Below are 19425 nucleotides of genomic sequence, written 5' to 3'. Positions count from 1 at the left end.
ACGCGGAGGCCGGGGACAGCGCGGCGGTCACCGGATGCCGTTCAGCTTGTCGGGATTGGTGATCGAGTAGATCCCGGTGATCCGATCGCCCTCGGGGTCGAGGTCCACCACGACCACGGCGAGGGGGCTGTCGCCGGTGAACACCAGAGCGCACAGGTCGTCACCGGCTCGGCGGTAGCGGATGTCCAATCCTGCGGGCAGGGTCTCGGCCACCGACAGGAACAGTGCGGCCACCGCGTCGCGGCCGTGGACCGGACGCAGGCTGGTGGCCGGCCCCTTGCCGCCGCCGTCGGTCCACAACGTCACCTCCGGCGCCAGCACCTCCATCAACGCCGTCAAATCACCACCGAGCGCCGCGGCGGCGAACCGTTCGGTGACCTGAGCGTGGACCGCCGGGGTGGCCCGGTGCCGCGGGCGCCGCGCATGCACGTGGCGGCGGGCGCGGGTGGCCAGTTGACGCACGGCCGCCGGGGAACGGTCCAGGATCCGCGCGATCTCCGGATGACCGAACCCGAACACATCGTGCAGCACGAATACCGCACGCTCGAGCGGCGACAGTGTCTCCAACACCACCAGCAGCGCCATCGACATCGTCTCCGTGCGTTCGACGCCCACACTCGCATCGTCGTCGCCGGACACCAACGGCTCCGGCAGCCACTGACCGACATAGGTCTCCCGGCGACGGTTCAGCTCGGCACGCCTGCCCAGCGCGGTATTCGCCGCGACCCGGACAAGGTAGGCGCGGGGGTTCTCGGCCGGCTCGGCGTCGGCACTCCGATGCCGAGCCGCCCACGCCAGCCACACCTCCTGCAGCACATCCTCGGTATCGGCAACACTGCCGAGCATCGTGTAGACCACCGAGAACAGCAGCTCGCGATATCCGAGAAACCGATCCGTGATCTCGTCGTCGGCAGCATGCTGCGGTATCGACGCCATGGTGAACCTCCTCAGCCCGTTCCATCATGTTCGCGACCACAGAGCCTCACCGCCCCCGCCGTGTGACACCGCCCGCCGCAACTGTGATCCACAACACCGTGTGAACGACAGCTGCGGCTGGTGTCGGCGGTCCGCGTCGGTATCAACCGCCCAGCGGCCGACCGGACCGCAAGCTCCTCATCAGGCCGACCGCGCCGAGTGCGGTGGCAACCAACCCGACGGCCAAAGCCAGGAAGCCGCCGACGATCCCGTACCCGGTGCCGGGTCCGCCTTCGGCGGCGACCACGACCAGCCCGCCGATCACCAGGCCGACCACACCAGCCGCCAGCGCGGTGATAGCGGAGCGGCTTCCAGTGCGGTGGATGAGGGCGCGGACGCCGATGGTGACACCGACCAGTCCCACCACGACACCCACCAGGGACCAGAAACGCCCGGCGGTCAACCCGGAGGAGCCCGACCGGGCCAGGATCTCCGAGGTGGCGAGTAGATGATGAACGGACATGACGTGCTCCTTCTCCAACGACTGAGACGAGGCCCATCCTCTCCGCAGGCCCCACCCCCGTCGTCCTGCGCACGCAGGCATTTCACGCTGCCGCCGGAGACGTAGAAAATCTGTCGGAGTACTGCCTCCGCAGTAGCCGGTGATCATCCCCGTGCACGACTTCCCTGCGCGGGCATCGGGTTAGGGTGCACCCATGGAACGGCTTCGGGACTGGGCGATCGCCACGGGTATCGCGGTGTTCCAGCTCGTCTCCGGGTTGTCCGGGCCCCCGGTCGGATGGGTGCTGCTGGTCGTCGGCGGACTGTCGTTGGCCGCCGGCCGCCGGGCGCCGGTCGCGGTGCTGGCGGTGACAGGGCTGACTGCGTTGGCGTATCAGGCCCTCGGAGTGGACGTGCCCGCGGTCGCGTTCCTGTTCGCCGTATATGCGGCGTTCCGGGCTGGGCACCGGGTGGCAGCTATCGCGGGGGCGGTGGTCATGGTGCTCGTCATGCCCTTCGCGTTGCTGGCTTCGCCGCGCGGACTGCTCATGGGCGAGGCGTTCGTGGAGGCTCGGGACGTGCTGCAACTGGCCTGGCTGGTCGCCGCGTGCGCGGCAGGCGAAGCGCTGCGGCAGGCCGAGCGGCGGGCCGACGAGGCCGAACGCACCCGGGAGGAGGTCGCGCGGCGGCGGGCCGACGAGGAGCGGCTGCATATCGCGCGGGAGTTGCACGACTCGCTGACCCATCAGATTTCGGTGATCAAGGTGCAGGCCGAGGTGGCCGTCCACTTGGCCCGCAAGCGCGGTGAACAGGTGCCCGAAGCACTGCTGGCGATCCTGGAGGCCGGGCGCGAGGCGTCCCGGGAGCTGCGGGCCACCTTGGAGGCTCTGCGCGATGACCGTGAACCGTCGCACGGGCTCGACCACGTGCCGGACCTGGTGGAACGGGTCCGCACGACTGGTCTGGACGCGAGGTTGACGGTCGAGGGGCGGCGCGGCGCCCTGCCGGCGGCCGTGGACCGAACCGCCTACCGGATCGTCCAGGAGTCGCTGACCAATATCACCCGGCATGCCGCCGCCGACACCGCGTCGGTCCGCATCGACTACCGCCCCGATGCCCTGGTGATCCGGGTGGACGACGACGGCCGCGCCGCACCGGACACCACGCCCGCGCCAGGTGTGGGACTGCTCGGGATGCACGAACGGGTTACCGCCCTCGGCGGCCGGTTGCATGCCGCGCCCCGCAGTGGAGGTGGGTTCACCGTCCGGGCCGAGCTGCCCGTGGAGCAGACGCCGTGATCCGCGTCCTGCTGGTGGACGACCAGCCGCTGATCCGCAGCGGTTTCCGCGCGCTGCTCGGCGTGGAGGACGATATCGAGGTGGTGGCCGAGGCCGGCGACGGCGAGTGGGGCGTGGAACTGGCCCGCGAACATCTGCCCGACGTCGCACTGGTGGACATCCAGATGCCCGTCGTTGACGGGATCGAGGCGACCCGACGCATCGCCGCCGACCCCGCCCTGGCCGGGGTGCACGTGGTGATCCTGACCAACTACGGCCTGGACGAGCACATCTTCCACGCCCTGCGCGCGGGTGCGGCCGGATTCCTGGTCAAGGACATCCACCCGGAGGACTTCCTGCACGCCGTCCGGGTCGCGGCCCGCGGGGACGCGCTGCTCGCGCCGTCGATCACGCGCAAGCTGATCAACCGGTATGTCAGCCGGCCGCTGGATCTCGGCGAGGCTCCCGGTCTGGCCGAGCTGACCAACCGTGAGCGGGAGGTGGTCACCCTCGTCGCGCAGGGCCTGTCGAACGACGAGATCGCCGACCACTTGGTGATCAGCCCGCTGACCGCCAAGACCCACGTCAACCGGGCCATGACCAAGCTCCACGCCCGCGACCGCGCCCAACTGGTCGTTTTGGTCTACGAATCCGGCCTTGTAACCCCGCGCCGAGCTGACCTTCCCTTACCTCGCATGGCCGTCCGCCCGCTTGGTCGTTCACTAGGCCGAGCCTTCTCGGGGTATGGACCGTCAGCGGGCTCGACATCATTCCCGAACACGCGCAAGTGAAACCTTGTGCAGCAGAGGTGGTTACGTCCGATCTCGTCCCAACTCGCTGCCACACCCGAAGTTCGGGCGTCCAGTTGCGGGCATCCGGCACGCACCCAGCATCCCGACTGGCACTCGTTCATGCCGATGTCCGAGCCGTTCACCAGTCGGATGCGCAATTATGGCGGGATGGCGAGCGACAACTTCATGCTGATCCACGATGCCGAGCTCTATGCCCAGGGCGAACGGGTTCTCGGTGCCGAGTTCACAGCGATGCACGAGCGGGTTGTGCAGGTCACCGCGTTGACCTCCCGTCTCAACATCCTGCCCTTCGACGACGAGACCGGAAGGGCAGCCCTGCTCGAACAGATCCTGGGCCGCCCTCTCCCGGCCGGAGTCACGATTTACCCGCCCTTTTACACCGACCATGGACTTCATCTCGACTTGGCCGAGCGCGTGTTCATCAATCAGGGGTGCACCTTCCTGGACTACGCCGGTATCCGGCTGGGCCGCGGCGTGATGATCGGCCCGAAGGCCACGTTCATCACCATGGGCCACCCGGTAGATCCGGAGGAACGACGCCGATTCCTCACCGGTGCACCGATCGACGTGGCGGAGAACGTATGGATCGGTGCAGGGGCGATGATTCTGCCCGGGGTCAGCATCGGGCGGGACTCTGTGGTCGCCGCAGGTGCAGTCGTGGCCGACGATGTGCCGGCGAGGAGCTTGGTGGCCGGCCCCAAAGCTGCTGTGCGCCGAGCTTGGTAGTGCGAGACGCAGCCGGTCACGCATCTGCCACCGAGGCATCGTGCTCATTCACCTTGTGGACTCGGGTGGTCGCCGCGGTGACGACCTCGCCTTCGTGGTTTTCGGTACGCAGCCGGGCTACGGGACTGCCGTGACGGTCGATGAGTATCGAGTGGGGTTCATTGTTGGTGAAGGCGTGGCGTTCTCCCCATTGGCGCAACGCCACAACGATGGTGAAGAGGTCCTGCCCGGCGTCGGTGAGTTCGTAGATGTGCCGCTTGCCGCCGGGAGTGGTGCTCATGGTGAGAATGCCATGGTCGACGAGCCTGCGCAGGCGATCGGTGAGGATGTTGCGGGCGATCCCGAGCCGCTGCTGGAATTCGGTGAAGGCCGCCGCGCCGTCCATGGCGTCGCGCACGATCAGCAGGCTCCACCGGTCGCCCACGAGGTCGATGGTTCGCGCGACAGGGCAGGTGGGATCGGTCCATTCGCGGCCGGACCCGAGTGTCACGGTCATGGGAACTCCTCCCAATTGGTTGCAATTCGAAACCATTATGCCCTACCGTCAAATGGTTGCGTTTTGCTACTGATTTGGGAGGTGTGGTGGCAACAGGAGTCACAGGACCGCAGCGATTCGTCTTGGCGCTGGTGTGCGCAGTGGCGGTGGCGACGATCTATGCGATTCAGCCGGTATTGGAGGCGGCGGGCACCGACCTGGGATTGGCGCACGAGTCGCTGGGCGGACTGGTCGCCGCCGGGCAGATCGGCTACTTCGCCGGTCTGGTCCTGCTGGTCCCGCTCGCAGACGTGATGAATCGTCGTCGCCTCATCGCCGTGCATCTGGTACTCACCGCCACGGGGGCGGCGGTCACGGCCGCCGCCCCGAACAGTGCCGTGGCGATGACAGGGCTGGCGGTCGCGGGGCTGTTCGCGGTGGTGGTTCAGGTGACTGTGGCCTATGTAGCTGCCGTCTCCGCGTCGAGCGAGCGAGGACGCAATATCGGCGCGGTCACCTCGGGTGTGGTGATCGGTATTCTCGGGGCCCGTGTCCTCGCGGGTGTCCTGGGCGACACGGTCGGCTGGCGTGCCGTGTATGCGCTGCTTGCCGCGCTCTGCGTGGTTCTGGCCCTCACCGTCCGCGCGACACTCGGCCCGGACCGCAGAACTCCCGGCGCACGGTATACGCAGGTGCTGGCATCGATGGGGCGGCTCGTGTGCACGGATCGCCTGTTTCTGAGTCGAGGCCTGAACGCCTTCTTCCTCTTCGCATCCTTCGGCACCCTCTGGAGTGGGCTCGCCCTCCCTCTCGGTGCCGAGCCCTGGAGCCTCGGCACCACGCAGATCGGCCTGTTCGGATTGGCGGGCCTGGCCGGAGCGCTCGGCGCCGCCCGCGCGGGGCGATGGGCCGACTCCGGGCATGCGCAGGCGATCACCGGTTCCTCACTGGCGTTACTCACCGGCTCCTGGCTGCTCATCGTCCGGACCGAAGCAACCCTGTGGCTGCTCATCATCGGCATCATCCTGCTCGACTTCGCCGTCCAGGCAGTGCATGTCAGCAGCCAACACCTGCTGACCGCAGCGCACCCGCACCGCCCCGGCAGCGTCATCGGCGCCTACATGGCCTTCTATTCCCTCGGATCAGCACTCGGCGCTATCACGACGACCTGGGCATACAGCACCTGGGGATGGCCGGCCTCCTGCTGGCTCGGCGCGATCTACTCCCTCTCCGCACTGGTTCTGTGGGGGCTGACCCAGGTCGCCGACATCACCCGTCGAGACGCAACGCCCCCGCAATGCCGGCCGGCAGCCGATATCAGGGTCGACATCCCACCCGTGCCGCATAGCGAACGGTTCGACACGGACACGAGCAGGTGCCGAGCGGGGTCGTGACATCAAATTTCGCCGTCCTCTGGTGCCGGGTTCGGGTGCCGATGCTGCGGGCGAAGTCGCCGGCGCGGTAGCAGGTCTGCTCGCCGCTCGGCAACTGCGCGACACCGGCACTCCGATCTCGATCATCGCCCGACGCCGGCTATACATCCGAATTCGCGTTCGCCCACGCGTTCAAGAACGAATTCGGCTGCTCCCAGGGCGATTCCGAAAACAAGCCGCAGTGATGCCTGGGGTACCAACCATGACGGTGAGCGAGGGCGACCGACACGGCATGATCTGGTCGCAGAACTGTCACCTACCGATGCCGGGGACGAACGCTCGACGGACGAGGGCGTCACATTCGTCAGTGCCATCTGCTCTCTCGGCGAACATGCTCGCCGAAAGGCCACCGGATCACCATGCTTTCCGGAACTCGCTACTTCGACGGAAACTCGCCGACCCGCTGGCCCCGATTGAGCGACCGTCTGCCGGGGCGGCGATGGTTTCGTCGGATGTCGTGGGGCGCACCGATGTTGTGGCTGTGTGTGGGTTAGCCAGCGGTGTCCGGTCGCATGGCTTTGAGCAAGGCTTCGACGAGGGCGTCGGCGTACTCGGGGGTGAGTGGGCCGGAGCGGAGCAGCCAGCGTTGGTAGAGAGGCGCGTAGAGCAGTTCGAGCGCCAGGTCTAGGTCGGCGTGGGCGTCGAGTTGCCCGGCTCGCTGTGCGCTGCGTAGCCGGTTCTTCTTGGCCTCGTCCAACGGGCCGGCCAGCTTGGCGTGGTACTGGGCGGCCAGGGCGGGGTCGTTGATGACCTCGGTGTTGAGCGCGCGGATCGGTCCTTCGAATGCGGGGTCGGCGAACTCGGCCACCGTCGCGCGCATCACGACCTTGAGGTCGGTTTCCAGGTCGCCAGTATCGGGCAGCGCTGTGCTCTGGTCCGGCCCCTCTTCGCTGAGCGCCAGGAAGGCGTCCAGGACCACCGCGCCTTTGGAGGGCCACCAACGGTAGATGGTCTGTTTGCCCACGCCGGCCCGGGCCGCGATGGCTTCGACGGACAGCTTGGCGTACCCCAGGTCGGAGATCAGCTCGCGGGCTGCGGTGAGAATGGCCTGTCGGGAGCGCTCACTACGGCGGGCGGGATCGGGCTGCTTGACCATGCTCGGATCGTAGCACTTAGGCGAGACGAGACGTACCGTCTTGACATCAGGGATGACGAGACGTACCGTCTTGTCTCGTCACGGTAGATCGAGCAAGAGTAGGTGGAGCCCATGACGCGGGTATGGCTCATTACAGGTGCATCACGAGGACTGGGCCGGGCGTTCGCGGAGGCGGCGCTACAGGCGGGCGACCGGGTGATCGGTGCCGCGCGCAACGTCGAGCCCCTCGCCGACCTTGCCCAGCAATACCCCGACGACCTGGTACGGCTGCCACTCGATGTCACCGACCGCGCGGCCGTGTTCGAGGCCGTGGAGCGGGCGGTCGCGGCCTTCGGGAAGCTCGACATTGTGGTCAACAATGCCGGCGCCATGCTTTTGGGCATGGTGGAGGAGGCGAGCGAGGAACAGATCAGAACGCATTTCGATGTGAACCTGTTCGGCGCGGTATGGGTGACCCAGGCTGTGCTGCCATATCTGCGCGCCCAGGGTGGTGGGCGCATCCTGCAGGTCACCACGATGGGCACCGGTGGCGGTTTCCCCATGATCGGCCTGTACGCGGCCGGCAAGTCGGCACTGGACTCGGTGAGCGAGGCCGTGGCGATGGAGGTCGAACAGTTCGGCGTCAAGCTCACCATCGTCCAGATGGGCGGCTACGACACCGGCCTGTTCACCACAGGCACCACGGCGACCACGCCCGACCCGCACTACCAGCAGCTGCGCGACGAGCTGATCGAGATGTGGGGTGAGGACGCCGGCCCCGCCCCGGCCACCGCCGCTCCGGTGATCATGGAGTTGGTGGACCTGCCGAACCCGCCGCGGCGCCTCATCGTCGGCGCCGGTTCCTTCGACGTGGTCCAGCAGAACCTTCAGGACCGTGCGACGCAGTATCGCGCCTACGAACACCTCAGCCGCAAAGTGCCCGGATGACCCTTGCGCACCACCGACAGTCAACCCGACAGGCGGCGTAGTCGGCTTCGTCCGAGGCGAGGAACAGGACGCCTGCCGCCGTCTGAGACGGATTCGCGGCGTATCCGACGGGCTGGATCTTGTCCAAAACCTCGACGATTCCGTCCACGTCCGGCACCATGCCGGTGAGCATCGTCCCGGGCGAGATCGTATTCACCCGAACACCTTTGGGTGCCAACTCGATGGCGCATGCTTTGGACAGTGCTACCACTGCTGCCTTCGTGCCGAAGTAGACAACCCATCCCTTCCGTAGGGGATACCCGCACTGGGAATCTACTCGGACCCGTTTCAGGCCCTCCGTTATAGCTGCACCGACCAGCAAGAACGGTCGTATTCGTTGTTTTTCGGCGATTACTGCTGGAACCCCTGGTCGGTGCCGCTCCGAGCCTGGCGTTGCGCTGGGAAGTGAACGTGGTGACGAAAGCCGACAGCATCGGACCCTTTCGAAGCGCCACGACCTCAGCCGCGCCCGTGAAGCCGTCGAGGTGGATTCGCGCGTTCGCTGGGTAGCCCTCCTGTGTCCATCAGCGTTCGTACTGGGCAGGAGGGCAGGTTGTGACGTCATGGCGTGCGCGGGCGATGATCGCGCGAATGTTGTTGCGGCGGAACAAACGCTTTTACGCCGACCCCTCCGCTATGCGCCACGGACTGCCGCGACACCAGATCCCGAGCCGGTCACACCCACCGCGGCGCATGCTCGACACCCACCAGGTCACCAGCCGGGTGATCGAAGGCCACCGCGTGTACACGATCACTCCGGCCGACGGGCCGACCTCACTGTGGCACATCTTCCATCTGCACGGCGGTGGGTTCGTCGAGGCACCCGAACCGCACCACTGGCATTTCGCCGCAAGAATGGTGGACCTGCTCGGCTGCACCTACTCCTTGCCGATGTATCCGCTGGCTCCCGAACACGACCACGAGACGATCATCCCGATGGTCGAGAAGGCCTTCTACGAGGTCCTCGGGGATAGCGCGCCCGGTGACCGGATCGTGTTCGGAGACTCGGCCGGCGGCACCCTCGCGCTCACCCTGGCTCGCCACCTGCGTGAACGCGCGCAACCGCAACCGGCCGCCTTCGCGCTGTTCTCTCCGTGGATCGATCTGGCCACCGACGACCCCCTGTCGCTGGCCCTCGACGCCCGCGATCCCGAACTCGGTGTCACCGGCCTGAAACAAGCGGGGCGCTGGTATGCCGGTGAGCGAGCGCTGGACGACCCCGAGATCAGCCCAGCCTTCGCCGACCTCACCGGTCTCGCTCCGGTGATGGTTTTCATCGGCCACCGCGACATCCTGCTTCCCGATGCCCGCCGCATCAAAGAACTCGGCGACGCCGCCGGTGTGCAGGTCGACCTGCGTGAATACCCCGGAATGTTCCACAACTGGATCATGAAGAACATGCCCGAAGCCCGGCAAGCGACCACTGAACTACTGGAGTTCCTGCACACCATCAGCAAAGGAGGTAACCACTCGTGATCGTCCGAACCCTCGAGGAGATCACCGGCACCGACCGCCAGATCGACAGCGACCACTGGACTTCGAAGCGCATCGTGCTCTCCGACGACAACGTCGGTTTCTCCTACCACGAAACCACCGTCGCTGCCGGTACCCGGACCCCTCTGCACTATCCCGACTACATCGAAGCTGTCTGGCTCATCGAAGGACACGGCCAACTACTCGACCGCGACAACAACACCACCTACCCCCTGGCACCCGGCACGATGTATCTACTCGACAAACACGAACGGCACACCATCATCGCCGAAACACAACTCCGCATGTACTGCGTCTTCGCCCCCGCGGTGCCACCCGGAAGCGACTGACACCCTCCCACGGGCCAACCTTGCGCCGACGCGGCATGGCTTTTGTTCGGGTGCGGTCCGTGGCGTTTCGACTTCGCCGGTGACCGGCAGCGGTGGTGGGGGAGCGGTCCGCTGTCCGGTTCCATGGAAAATGAGGCATCCCAGCAATGTGGGGCACCTCAGGTCAGCCAGTAACAGCTCCCGTTACCAGCGATGCGAAAGCACCGGCCTGCGCGGCCAGCAACGCCGCCGCGGCCGCACGCTCCGGAAAACCGGCGTCGGCCGGAGCGCGCAACAGCACCAACCGGTGATACACCGGTGCCGTAGCGGTGACAAGCAGTGCGCGCGCATCGGTGTCGGCCGGGATCTCACCGCGCCCGATCGCACGCTCCACGACGATCTCGCATTGCGTGTAGCGGTCCTCCCACAGTTGCCGCAGTGCTCGCGCCGCGTCCTCCGAGCGGAAAGATACTGCGATCAGCGCCAGCGCGATCGACGATTCCTCGGTGAACGAATCCTGTATCTCGCGGTTCAACTCCGCAAGATCACCGCATAGTGAACCGGTGTTGGGTGGTTGCCAATCCAGATCGCTTGCGGCGGCGAACACATCGGCGATCAGACCCCCTACATCGCGCCAACGGCGATACACGGTGGTGCGGTGCACGCCAGCGCGGGCGGCGACCGTATCGACGGTCAAGGCGTCGTAGCCGTTTTCGGTCAGCTCCGCCTCAACGGCTGCGAGGACCTGAGCGCGAATGCGGGCCGTGCGGCCGCCCGGGCGTGACCGCGGCGGGGGGGCGGACTCTGTGGTAGGGGACATGGGGCTATCCGGTTGCTCGGCGGGACATGATGTGCCATTATTTTAACGCAACATCCGTCGCACTAACGAGGACGTCAATGCTCATTCGAAGTGTTCACCAGGCTCAGCGGTCGCCCCTGATCGTGTCGTCCTCGAATGCTTCGGAGGTAGTTCGTGCCCCCTCGGATCACCGCGTTCGCGGTCAGCAAGTCCTTCCACGGCCGCACGGTTCTCGATGCGGTCACCTGTTCGTTCGGTGCGGGTGAATGCACCGGGATCATCGGGGAGAACGCGTCCGGTAAGAGCACGCTGCTGCGCCTGTTCGCCGGATGCGAGCAGCCCCGATCAGGGCGGGATTGTCGTGCACGCCGAGGGTGGCGTCGGCTATCTCGCTCAGGACGAATAAGCCGAACTGGCAACGGTTTTCGAGCTGCGCGGTGGTTCGGAAGACGCCCTGGCCGACTATCGAGGTGCTCTGGTAGTGGTCGGCCACGATCGCTGGCTTCGAGATCGCTGGTGTGGTGCCCGGCTCGATATGCGCGCACTGGCCTCGGCCTGATTCTCGATCATCGACAACAACCTTCGTACAACCACTCACAGAACGGATTCCGCATGCCCGAACAGCCCCCGGTCACCGCACCCACCGTGCTGCATCCGATGCCAGGACAGCCGCGCGTGGTACTGCTGAAACCCCTGGTCACCTCGCCGCTGATCGAGGTCGGCGAGTACTCCTACTACGACGACCCGGACGACCCCACCACGTTCGAAACTCGCAATGTCCTCTACCACTACGGTCCGGAGAAACTGATCATCGGCAAGTTCTGCGCCCTGGCCACAGGCGTGCGGTTCGTCATGAACAGCGCCAACCACCGGATGGACGGACCGTCGACCTTCCCGTTCCCTACCATGGGCGGCGCGTGGTCACAGCATGTCGATCTGCTCATGGACCTGCCCAATCGCGGTGACACCGTAGTCGGCAACGACGTCTGGATCGGATACGGCGTCACGGTGATGCCCGGAGTACGGATCGGCCACGGCGCGATCGTCGGCGCCGGCTCCGTGGTAACTGCCGACGTCCCGGATTACGGCATCGTCGGCGGCAATCCGGCCCAACTCATCCGCCACCGCTTCAGCGCGGACGATATCGACCGCCTGCTGGCCCTAGCCTGGTGGGACTGGCCGATCGAGCACATCAATGAGAACGTCCGCGCGATCATGTCCGGCACCATCGACGACCTGGAGAAAGCGGTGCCCGCGTAGGCGGTGTAACCACCACGCGGCCCGCGCGCCCATACCGTTGCCCCTTCGCCAGTCGGCACCGTCCCGGAATCGAGTGACTGTATGCCCGTATTGCCCAATCCCTCTCCACTCTCCGGCTGGCTTCGCGACCATGCCGTACCACTGACGCATCTCGACCCCGACGACCCGCTCGATGACCTGGAACCGCTGCGCGAGGTCACCGGCGGGGCCCGTGTCGTCGCGATCGGCGAGAACTCCCACTTCATCACCGAGTTCGCGCAGATGCGGCAGCGCATCCTGCGCTTCCTGGTCCAACGCTGCGGCTTCACTGTCCTGGCCTTCGAGTACGGCTTCAGCGAGGGCTTCCCCCTCGACGCCTGGGCGCAGGGTGCGGGCACCGATGACGAGCTGGCAGCCCACCTGGCCGGGACGATCCCGGTGGGAGTCGACGAGCCGCTGCGCTGGATCCGCCGGCACAACGCCACGGCAGCCACGCCGGTGCGCTTCGCCGGTATCGATATCCCAGCGGCCGGCGGGTCCCTGCTCCCCGCGCTGGGCCCGGTCGCCGACTACCTGCGCGAGGTCGATCCGCAGACGCTGCCGGCGATCGAGACGGCGACACGGATCGCCGCGTCCTTCGCCGGCGCCTCCGCAGCCTCGGCCGCGCCTGCGTGGACCCGCCTCTCGGCCGCCGATCAGGACGCGCTCAGTGCGATCCTGGCACGCCTGCTCATCCGTTTCCGAGCCGTCGAACCGCTGTACGTGTCCCGCAGCGATCAGCGCGGCTACGACATCGCCCGCCGTCAGCTCGAGGCTGCCGTCAACGCCGATTACGGCTTCCGCGCCATGGCCAACCTCTTTGCCGGAACCGGGATCGCCGCCGACACCTCTGCCCGTGACAGCTATATGGCCGACTCGGTCCTGTGGCATCTGCAACGTTGTGAACCTGGAGCCCGCGTCGTCCTGGCCGCCCACAACGCCCACATCCAGAAGGAGCCGGTCTCCTTCGACGGGCACCTGACCGGATTCCCTATGGGGCACTACCTGCACCGCGCCTTGGGCGACGACTACTTTGCCCTCGGCCTGACCAGCACCGAAGGACATACCGCGGATATGCACCCCGACGAAAACGCACCCTTCGGCTTCGCTGTCGAACCAACGCCACTGCAGCGACCCGAACAAGGAAGCATCGAAGCCTCATTCACCGACGCAGGCCTCGGACTCGGCTTCGTCGATCTTCGCCGCGCACGCCGCGAAGCCACCAGCGGCCCCGCCCCCGACCGCACACGGCTACAGAGCGCCTACCTCCACGTCCCCGTCCTCGACGCCTTCGACGCCGTACTCAACACCGCGACCTCCACAGTGGCCGACGATGTCGGACAGTGACCAGCCGCACTCCCGAGACCTTGGGCGTCCCCGCGCATCAGCGACGTCGTAGTTCGCCGATACCAGCGGATCTCAGCCATGGCCGGTGACATCGTAGTTCGCCGTCACCCGGCAGGCATCACCAGCCGCGACTGCCGCGACCGCACCCACCGGCCACAAACTCCCGAGCACCGATCCGAACGATGAAGCTGCGTCAGGTTAATGGCGAGAGACCCCTGCGTGCGTCAGAATGATGGCAATACGTCAGATCAACTGGCAACGGGCAATCGGTGGATATGAACACCGGCTATTCAACCGGCGACTGCTCTGGGCCCGGCTGTAAACCGACGAAGACGGCTACGTCACACCAGCGGTAGTTCCTGTCCGGCGACTGCCGTCGTCCGGGGCAGGTTCTCACCGAGATCGTTCGATGCCGCGGTCGCGGCCGTGGGACTCGTGCGCGTGGGCGCGGGTTCAGGTATTCGTCCCTCGGCAGCAGCACGGGCGATGTCAGGTGTGAGGCCGAAGTCGAGAAGTCGCTGTTCTGGTGTTCGATCTCCGGGAACGAGACGAGGTTTGCTGGCGGGCAGGCGAGGTGAGCTGCACCAAAGCCACAGTGCGGCAGCATCGACAGGCACGCCGCGTTCGACCAGTGTGGCGACTCGTGCTTCGCGTGCTTGTCTCGTGCGCGGGACAGGTCACGGTGGCGCTGTTCGATCTCGCGTGCAGCTGTTTCGGGTCGCGACCCCGATCGGTGTCGCGGAGGCCGGGCTGCGGCATTATCGCGGCTTGCAGGCGAGCTTGCTCCGGTGGGATCCCTCTTGTGACAGCCTGTTTCGAAGTAGGCACGGCTGCGCCGCTACGCGGCGCAGCCGTAGTTGATGGATCGAGACGTTGCCGAGGTTGATGTCGGTATCCCCAGGTGAGCGAACTCTCTGGACAACGACCACTACAGTTCTGGCCGTGGATCAGCATCAGGAAGACTCAGCACCACCGACGATATTTCGATCTTCGTCGGGCGTCCACGTAGCCATGGTGGTGTTAGGTCTGATCGGGATAGCGAGTGGCTGCTTGTTACACGTGACCATGTCCGTCGACTCGAGGCCGACGTTCCCTGTGGTGGCTCCGATCGTCGCGGGTGCCCTCTCGCTTCTGCTCGGACTGAGCTACTTCCTCCGTCCCTCGCCCGCTGTGACAGTCGACGATCATGGGCTGGTGCTCAGGCCATTCGGACGAATCCCATGGGCTGCGATATCGCGAGTACATGTGGTCACAGCGAGAATTGACCCCAACACGAGATACCTGTCCGTCGAACTCGTCGAACCCAGCCCGAAGTTCGCCGAAAGCCATTGGCCCAGATGGATATACGGCCCGATAGGCAAGCTCTTAGCCGGCCATCCGGTGACCGTGCCGGAACGCTTGCTGCGCCCGATATCTCTGGACGACATCGCCGCCGAACTACACAGGCGAAACCCAGGCCTGGTCATCACCGGACCCGAGCAGAGCAGCTTCCGGCGAGGCGCACACTAAGTCCAGTCGCTGAGCGCGGAACAGGCCGAGCAGCTCGCCCAGCATTCTGAATGTCGTGCCCGCACCGTTCCCGGAATCGGCGACCGTTCTCGCCGCGTGGAGCGACGCCAGGTAACGCCGACGGCATCACCGAATCACGGTCGGCGGTCCAGGCTCGGCGACGACGTAGACGTCGTGGTCGCGGCCGACCCGAGCAGCCGATGACGGGGATCAGCACGGTCCACTCGGCTCCATGCTCAGCGAGCCGGATTCGGATCGTTCACCCGGGTCAGCTTGGCGGGGTTGGTCACCGAGTAGACTCCGATGACAGTGTCGTCGGGGGCGATATCGAGGACGACGATTGCCAATGGGGCGTCACCGTCGAAAATCACCGCGCACGGATCGCCGCTGACCGTGCGCCAACCCACCCGGTAACCGTCCAGGCCTGCCGCGGCAACGGATACGAACACCTCGGCGACAGCGGTCCTCCCGTGGACCGGCTGCAAAGAGGTGGCGACACCGGCACCGCCGCTATCGGTCCAGAGGGTGACATCCGGGGCCAGCACCGCGAGTAGTTTTTCGAGGTCTCCGCCCATTGCGGCGTCGACGAAGCGCTCGGTCACCTCCCGGCGGACCCGCGGGTCCACCTGGGTGCGTGGCCTGCGCGCCTGTACATGGGCTCGGGCGCGATGAGCGATCTGGCGTACTGCGGCGGGCGAGCGGTCGACCATGCCGGCGATCTCGGTGTGCGGGTAGGCGAAGACCTCGTTGAGCACGAACACCGCCCGCTCCAGCGGAGTCAGCGATTCCAGGACCACCAGCATCGCCATCGACGACGATTCTGTCCGCAGCACGCTCGCCGCACCGTCGCCCGCGGTGGCATCATGGTCGAGCAGCGGATCCGGAAGCCATTGCCCCACATAGTCTTCCCGGCGCCGGGCCAGCGTGGACCGGCGGGCGAGCGCTTGGTTCACTGCCACCCGAGTGAGATAGGCACGGACGTTGTCGATCGGCTCGGCGCCGCGAACGCGGGCCTGCCAGGCCAACCACACCTCTTGCAGGACGTCCTCGGTGTCGGCGACGCTGCCGAGCATGTTGTAGACCACCGAGAACAGCAGCTCGCGGTAGCCGACGAACGTCTCGGTCGCGTTGTCGATGTCATCGTTCACGGCAGTCCTCCGGTCCGGCAAGGAAATGGTCCTCCTACCAAGAGGGCCGCGGCGACGCCGAGTGTGACAAGTGCGCCGGATTCCGTGACTCACCCCACAAAAACACCACCTCGGCGTCACATTCTGCCCACATCGCTTGCTCCTAGCCGACGAAATCCCTTCCCACCATCCCTACCAGGAGCTCCCATGCGTACCCGCATCAGCAATGTCCGCGTCTTCGACGGCGAGCAGCGCATCGACCGCACCACAGTGCTCATCGATGACAGCAGGATCGTCGCCACCGACGACGCTCCCGCCGATGTGGAGATCGACGGGACCGGCCGCACCCTGTTGCCGGGACTGATCGATGCCCACACCCACATCTTCGACGGCGACCTGGCTGCCGCGCTCACTTTCGGCGTCACGACCGAGCTCGACATGTTCTGCCTCCCCGAGGTCTTGACAGCCCAGCGGGCGGCGGCTGAACTGCGCGACGATATCGCCGATTTCCGCAGCGCGGGCACCCTGGCCACCGCACCGGGCGGACATCCGAGTCAACTGCTGGCCGCACCGGATATCGCCGCGCTCGACCTGCCACCGTTCGACACCATCTCCGGCCCCGAACAGGCGGCGGATTTCGTGCAGGCCAGACTGGCAGAGGGCACCGACTATCTGAAGATCGTCATCGATGACGGCGCCGTGCACGGCACGGGACTGCCGATGCTGTCGGCGCAGACCGCGCAAGCGCTGACCACCCACGCCCATGACGCGGGATTGCAGGTGATCGCGCACGCGATCACCGAGCGCGAAGTGACAATCGCGCTCGATGCCGGCGTCGACGGGCTGGCACACGTGTGGACCGATTTCACCGACCAAACCCTCGAGCTGGTCGATCGTATCGTCGCGCAGGACGTGTTCGTGGTGAGCACCCTCGTGTACTTCGAGGCCATCACCGGGCAGCGCGAGATCACCGCCGACTGCGCGGTGCCCGGCTCGTTCGCCGACGCGATCCGGGTGGCGCGGGCACTGTATCGGGCCGGCGTGCCACTGCTCGCCGGCACCGACGCGACCCCGTACGTCCCCGCCCATGGCTCGGGTCTGCATCGGGAACTGGTGCTGCTGATCGGGGTGGGGCTGAGCCCACTGGAGGCGCTCACGGCCGCGACGAGCCGGACGGCCGATCACTTCGGGCTGTCCGATCGAGGACGCATCGCACCGGGCTTGCGTGCGGATCTGCTGCTCGTCGACGGGGACCCGACCACGGATATCACCGCCACTTCCGCGATCGCCGAGGTGTGGCGGCGCGGCGTGCGCCAGGTCCGCCGATGACCGCGGCCGTGGTCGCCCGATGGCCGCTGCCGCTGTTCCGGGCGACGGCGACGGCGGCGGCGGTGCTGGTATTCGCCCAGGCCGCCCTGGCCGGCGGTTTCCTGGCTGGGCACTTCGAAGCCTTGGCGATGCACAGCCGCAACGGCGGACTCGTGGCACTGGTGTTCTTCGGTCAGCTCGTGTGCGCGGTGCTGCTGTGGCGCAAGGGGGGTGGCCCGACGTGGCCCGCCCGGACCGCAGTGCTCCAGTTGGCGATCGCGGCGGCGCTCATCCCGCTCGGTGAGGAACGGGTGCTGGCGGTGCATATTCCACTCGCGGTGGGATTGTCCATCAGCACGGCGCTGCTGGTGAGCTGGGCGTGGCGGTGGCAGCGATGAGTATCAGCAGGCGAGGATTCCTGCGCGCGGGGGCCGGTGTCGGAGCGGCTGTCGCCGTCGGCGCCGCGGGCTGGTCGACGGTGCCGAAGATCGTGCGACCGGGTGAGCCGGGATTGCTGCTGCCCAGCGCGGTGCCCCTGCCGCAGCCGTTTCGGGCGCGGCTACCGATTCCACCGGAACTGGCTCCCGTCGCTTCCGATGCGACCACCGACCACTACGAGATCATCCAGCGCACCGCATATCTCGACATCCTGCCGGGTATGCGCACCGAAGCATGGACCTACCACGGCAGCTTCCCTGGCCCCACCATCCGGGCGAGGTCCGGCCGGGCGACCTCGGTGCGCCACCGTAACGAACTGCCCCACCCGACGGTGGTGCATCTGCACGGCGGGCACACACCCGCCGACAGCGACGGCTACCCGATGGACCTGATCCTGCCGGTCGGCTCGACCACCGCACCCCAGCACACCCATGGCCACGGGGTCGCCACCACGACGGGCGCGCTCGCCCACGGCGAACGCATCTACCTGTATCCGAACCGTCAACGCGCCGCGTCCCTGTGGTACCACGACCACCGGCACAGCTTCACCGGCCCGGCGGTCTGGCGTGGGCTGTCCGGATTCCACCTGGTCGGCGACGACATCGAGGATGCCCTGCCGCTACCGCGCGGCGACCGTGACATCCCCCTGCTCATCAGCGATCGTTCCTTTGCCGCCGACGGCTCGTTCGCCTACCCGCTGATCGACCCGGACCTACACACACCCGGTGTCACGGACCCCTACATGAACGGCGTCCTCGGTGATGTGGTGCTCGTCAACGGCGCGCCGTGGCCGCGGCTGGAGGTGTCGCCGGTGCGCTACCGATTCCGGTTGCTCAATGCTTCCAACGCACGCCGCTACCGGCTCGCTCTCGACACGCCTGGAACCGGTTTCGTGCAGGTCGGCAGTGACGGGGGCTTACTCGACCGACCGATCCGGCACGACCACATCGATATCTCCCCGGCCGAACGATTCGACGTGATCATCGACTTCGGCGCCTACCCGCCCGGCACCTCGGTCCGGCTCCGCAACACCCTCGACACCGGACCGGCTGCCGACATCATGCGCTTCGACGTCACCGGCCCACTACGACACGACGACACCACCATCCCCGATCAGCTCGCACCCGTGGAGCGCCTGGACCCGACCACCGCCGTCGCCGAACGCACCTTCTTGTTCCAGTTGGGCCCGGTCGGGTGGTCGATCAACGGCGCCCCCTACGAACCGGGCCGTGCGTTGGCGAACCCGCGCCTGGGCACCGTCGAAATCTGGCGCTTTATCACCGATTTCCACCACCCGGTCCATGTCCACCTCGACCCGTTCCAGGTGATCTCCCGCAACAACCGCCCACCCGGCCCCTTCGACGCAGGCTGGAAAGACACCGTCGACGTCCGCCCTGCCGAAGTCGTCGAGGTGGCGGTCCGCTTCACCGACTACCCCGGCCCGTTCATGCTGCACTGCCACAATCTCGAACACGAGGACATGGCGATGATGGCCGACTTCGTGGTGACGTAGTCCGTCGGCGGGGCTATCCCAGCTTTGCGGCGGCTGACCGATGCGATCATTTGCCGGTTTTCGCCACCTCGCGGATGTGGGTTACCAACTGGTCGCGTAAGCA

Annotated in this window: 17 protein-coding genes and 3 pseudogenes; 13 read left to right on the top strand and 7 right to left on the bottom strand. The window is 66.6% G+C overall.

Annotation, left to right across the window (positions count from 1 at the left end; genetic code table 11):
* Positions 1 to 27 precede the first annotated feature (27 nt).
* Positions 28 to 936, bottom strand: a complete 909-nt coding sequence (gene sigJ, locus B0T44_RS06060) for an RNA polymerase sigma factor SigJ (protein WP_077115356.1) — start codon at positions 934 to 936, stop codon at positions 28 to 30.
* Between the two features lie 142 nt (positions 937 to 1078).
* Positions 1079 to 1438, bottom strand: a complete 360-nt coding sequence (locus tag B0T44_RS06055) for a DUF6223 family protein (RefSeq protein ID WP_077115357.1) — start codon at positions 1436 to 1438, stop codon at positions 1079 to 1081.
* 193 nt (positions 1439 to 1631) lie between these two features.
* Between B0T44_RS06055 and B0T44_RS06050 the strand changes: the two genes are divergently transcribed.
* The 3 genes and pseudogenes from B0T44_RS06050 (at position 1632) to B0T44_RS06040 (ending at position 4231) form a co-directional block, all read left to right on the top strand.
* Entirely contained in the window at positions 1632 to 2714 is a 1083-nt protein-coding gene (locus B0T44_RS06050) for a sensor histidine kinase (protein ID WP_077115358.1), read from the top strand.
* Positions 2711 to 3361, top strand: a pseudogene (locus tag B0T44_RS06045) (response regulator); the annotation flags it as partial. The gene B0T44_RS06050 and the pseudogene B0T44_RS06045, both read left to right, overlap by 4 nt.
* A 249-nt stretch (positions 3362 to 3610) precedes the next feature.
* Complete coding sequence (locus tag B0T44_RS06040) at positions 3611 to 4231, top strand: DapH/DapD/GlmU-related protein (RefSeq protein ID WP_217697442.1); 621 nt, start codon at positions 3611 to 3613, stop codon at positions 4229 to 4231.
* Positions 4232 to 4247: 16 nt separating this feature from the next.
* On the opposite strand, the gene B0T44_RS06035 is transcribed toward B0T44_RS06040, so the two are convergent.
* A complete protein-coding gene (locus tag B0T44_RS06035) occupies positions 4248 to 4727 on the bottom strand; it encodes a winged helix-turn-helix transcriptional regulator (protein WP_077115359.1) in 480 nt (159 codons plus the stop codon).
* Positions 4728 to 4813: 86 nt separating this feature from the next.
* On the opposite strand from B0T44_RS06035, the gene B0T44_RS06030 reads away from it, so the two are divergent.
* Positions 4814 to 6100 carry an MFS transporter gene (locus tag B0T44_RS06030; protein ID WP_081511702.1) on the top strand — a complete coding sequence of 429 codons (1287 nt, stop codon included), beginning with the start codon at positions 4814 to 4816 and terminating at the stop codon, positions 6098 to 6100.
* 529 nt (positions 6101 to 6629) lie between these two features.
* On the opposite strand, the gene B0T44_RS06025 is transcribed toward B0T44_RS06030, so the two are convergent.
* The gene (locus B0T44_RS06025) at positions 6630 to 7235 is read right to left on the bottom strand and encodes a TetR/AcrR family transcriptional regulator (RefSeq protein ID WP_077115360.1); all 606 of its coding nucleotides are present in this window, start codon (positions 7233 to 7235) and stop codon (positions 6630 to 6632) included.
* A gap of 111 nt (positions 7236 to 7346) precedes the next feature.
* Here B0T44_RS06025 and B0T44_RS06020 point away from each other — a divergent pair, with 111 nt between their 5' ends.
* Entirely contained in the window at positions 7347 to 8162 is an 816-nt protein-coding gene (locus B0T44_RS06020) for an SDR family NAD(P)-dependent oxidoreductase (protein ID WP_077115361.1), read from the top strand.
* Here B0T44_RS06020 and B0T44_RS27855 read toward each other — a convergent pair.
* Complete coding sequence (locus tag B0T44_RS27855; RefSeq protein ID WP_081511682.1) at positions 8140 to 8766, bottom strand: SDR family NAD(P)-dependent oxidoreductase; 627 nt, start codon at positions 8764 to 8766, stop codon at positions 8140 to 8142. The genes B0T44_RS06020 and B0T44_RS27855 overlap by 23 nt on opposite strands.
* On the opposite strand from B0T44_RS27855, the pseudogene B0T44_RS06010 reads away from it, so the two are divergent.
* Both B0T44_RS06010 and B0T44_RS06005 read left to right on the top strand, forming a co-directional pair.
* Positions 8757 to 9762 (top strand): annotated as a pseudogene (locus tag B0T44_RS06010) (alpha/beta hydrolase fold domain-containing protein); the annotation flags it as partial. The gene B0T44_RS27855 and the pseudogene B0T44_RS06010 sit on opposite strands and share 10 nt — an antisense overlap.
* On the top strand, positions 9674 to 10024 hold the full coding sequence (locus B0T44_RS06005; protein WP_077115363.1) for an ectoine synthase: 351 nt from the start codon (positions 9674 to 9676) through the stop codon (positions 10022 to 10024). The pseudogene B0T44_RS06010 and the gene B0T44_RS06005, both read left to right, overlap by 89 nt.
* Before the next feature lie 163 nt (positions 10025 to 10187).
* Here the strand turns inward: B0T44_RS06005 and B0T44_RS06000 are convergent, their stop codons facing one another.
* A complete protein-coding gene (locus B0T44_RS06000) occupies positions 10188 to 10823 on the bottom strand; it encodes a TetR/AcrR family transcriptional regulator (protein WP_077115364.1) in 636 nt (211 codons plus the stop codon).
* A gap of 153 nt (positions 10824 to 10976) precedes the next feature.
* Here B0T44_RS06000 and B0T44_RS28480 point away from each other — a divergent pair.
* From B0T44_RS28480 to B0T44_RS05985, 3 genes and pseudogenes are all read left to right on the top strand, one after another.
* A pseudogene (locus B0T44_RS28480) lies at positions 10977 to 11099 on the top strand (hypothetical protein); the annotation flags it as partial.
* Between the two features lie 315 nt (positions 11100 to 11414).
* A complete protein-coding gene (locus B0T44_RS05990) occupies positions 11415 to 12062 on the top strand; it encodes a CatB-related O-acetyltransferase (protein ID WP_077115475.1) in 648 nt (215 codons plus the stop codon).
* Positions 12063 to 12143: 81 nt separating this feature from the next.
* Positions 12144 to 13427 carry an erythromycin esterase family protein gene (locus B0T44_RS05985; protein WP_077115365.1) on the top strand — a complete coding sequence of 428 codons (1284 nt, stop codon included), beginning with the start codon at positions 12144 to 12146 and terminating at the stop codon, positions 13425 to 13427.
* Positions 13428 to 15172: 1745 nt separating this feature from the next.
* Here the strand turns inward: B0T44_RS05985 and B0T44_RS05975 are convergent.
* Positions 15173 to 16084 carry a sigma-70 family RNA polymerase sigma factor gene (locus tag B0T44_RS05975; protein ID WP_077115367.1) on the bottom strand — a complete coding sequence of 304 codons (912 nt, stop codon included), beginning with the start codon at positions 16082 to 16084 and terminating at the stop codon, positions 15173 to 15175.
* A 186-nt stretch (positions 16085 to 16270) separates the two neighbouring features.
* Here B0T44_RS05975 and B0T44_RS05970 point away from each other — a divergent pair, with 186 nt between their 5' ends.
* From B0T44_RS05970 to B0T44_RS05960, 3 genes are read left to right on the top strand one after another with little or no spacing between them, the layout of a single operon-like run.
* Entirely contained in the window at positions 16271 to 17392 is a 1122-nt protein-coding gene (locus B0T44_RS05970; RefSeq protein WP_077115368.1) for an amidohydrolase family protein, read from the top strand.
* Positions 17389 to 17769, top strand: coding sequence for a hypothetical protein (locus B0T44_RS05965; RefSeq protein ID WP_077115369.1), 381 nt, complete (start codon positions 17389 to 17391; stop codon positions 17767 to 17769). The genes B0T44_RS05970 and B0T44_RS05965 overlap by 4 nt, the downstream gene beginning before the upstream one ends.
* On the top strand, positions 17766 to 19322 hold the full coding sequence (locus B0T44_RS05960) for a multicopper oxidase family protein (RefSeq protein WP_254854143.1): 1557 nt from the start codon (positions 17766 to 17768) through the stop codon (positions 19320 to 19322). Before B0T44_RS05965 ends, B0T44_RS05960 begins: the two co-directional genes overlap by 4 nt.
* Positions 19323 to 19425: the final 103 nt, after the last annotated feature.

Origin of the sequence: Nocardia donostiensis (assembly GCF_002081715.1) — a bacterium.
In the GTDB taxonomy this organism is placed as follows: Bacteria; Actinomycetota; Actinomycetes; order Mycobacteriales; family Mycobacteriaceae; genus Nocardia; species Nocardia donostiensis.
Note: the sequence above shows the minus strand (reverse complement) of the source record. Positions and strands in the feature narration are given on the sequence as shown.

Excerpts from the sequence above, each read along its gene's own strand:
- sigJ (WP_077115356.1), bottom strand. The coding sequence starts at position 936 with ATGGCGTCGATACCGCAGCATGCTGCCGACGACGAGATCACGGATCGG.
- B0T44_RS06055 (WP_077115357.1), bottom strand. The coding sequence starts at position 1,438 with ATGTCCGTTCATCATCTACTCGCCACCTCGGAGATCCTGGCCCGGTCG.
- B0T44_RS06050 (WP_077115358.1), top strand. The coding sequence starts at position 1,632 with ATGGAACGGCTTCGGGACTGGGCGATCGCCACGGGTATCGCGGTGTTC.
- B0T44_RS06040 (WP_217697442.1), top strand. The coding sequence starts at position 3,611 with ATGTCCGAGCCGTTCACCAGTCGGATGCGCAATTATGGCGGGATGGCG.
- B0T44_RS06035 (WP_077115359.1), bottom strand. The coding sequence starts at position 4,727 with ATGACCGTGACACTCGGGTCCGGCCGCGAATGGACCGATCCCACCTGC.
- B0T44_RS06025 (WP_077115360.1), bottom strand. The coding sequence starts at position 7,235 with ATGGTCAAGCAGCCCGATCCCGCCCGCCGTAGTGAGCGCTCCCGACAG.
- B0T44_RS06020 (WP_077115361.1), top strand. The coding sequence starts at position 7,347 with ATGACGCGGGTATGGCTCATTACAGGTGCATCACGAGGACTGGGCCGG.
- B0T44_RS27855 (WP_081511682.1), bottom strand. The coding sequence starts at position 8,766 with ATGACGTCACAACCTGCCCTCCTGCCCAGTACGAACGCTGATGGACAC.
- B0T44_RS06000 (WP_077115364.1), bottom strand. The coding sequence starts at position 10,823 with ATGTCCCCTACCACAGAGTCCGCCCCCCCGCCGCGGTCACGCCCGGGC.
- B0T44_RS05990 (WP_077115475.1), top strand. The coding sequence starts at position 11,415 with ATGCCCGAACAGCCCCCGGTCACCGCACCCACCGTGCTGCATCCGATG.
- B0T44_RS05985 (WP_077115365.1), top strand. The coding sequence starts at position 12,144 with ATGCCCGTATTGCCCAATCCCTCTCCACTCTCCGGCTGGCTTCGCGAC.
- B0T44_RS05970 (WP_077115368.1), top strand. The coding sequence starts at position 16,271 with ATGCGTACCCGCATCAGCAATGTCCGCGTCTTCGACGGCGAGCAGCGC.
- B0T44_RS05965 (WP_077115369.1), top strand. The coding sequence starts at position 17,389 with ATGACCGCGGCCGTGGTCGCCCGATGGCCGCTGCCGCTGTTCCGGGCG.
- B0T44_RS05960 (WP_254854143.1), top strand. The coding sequence starts at position 17,766 with ATGAGTATCAGCAGGCGAGGATTCCTGCGCGCGGGGGCCGGTGTCGGA.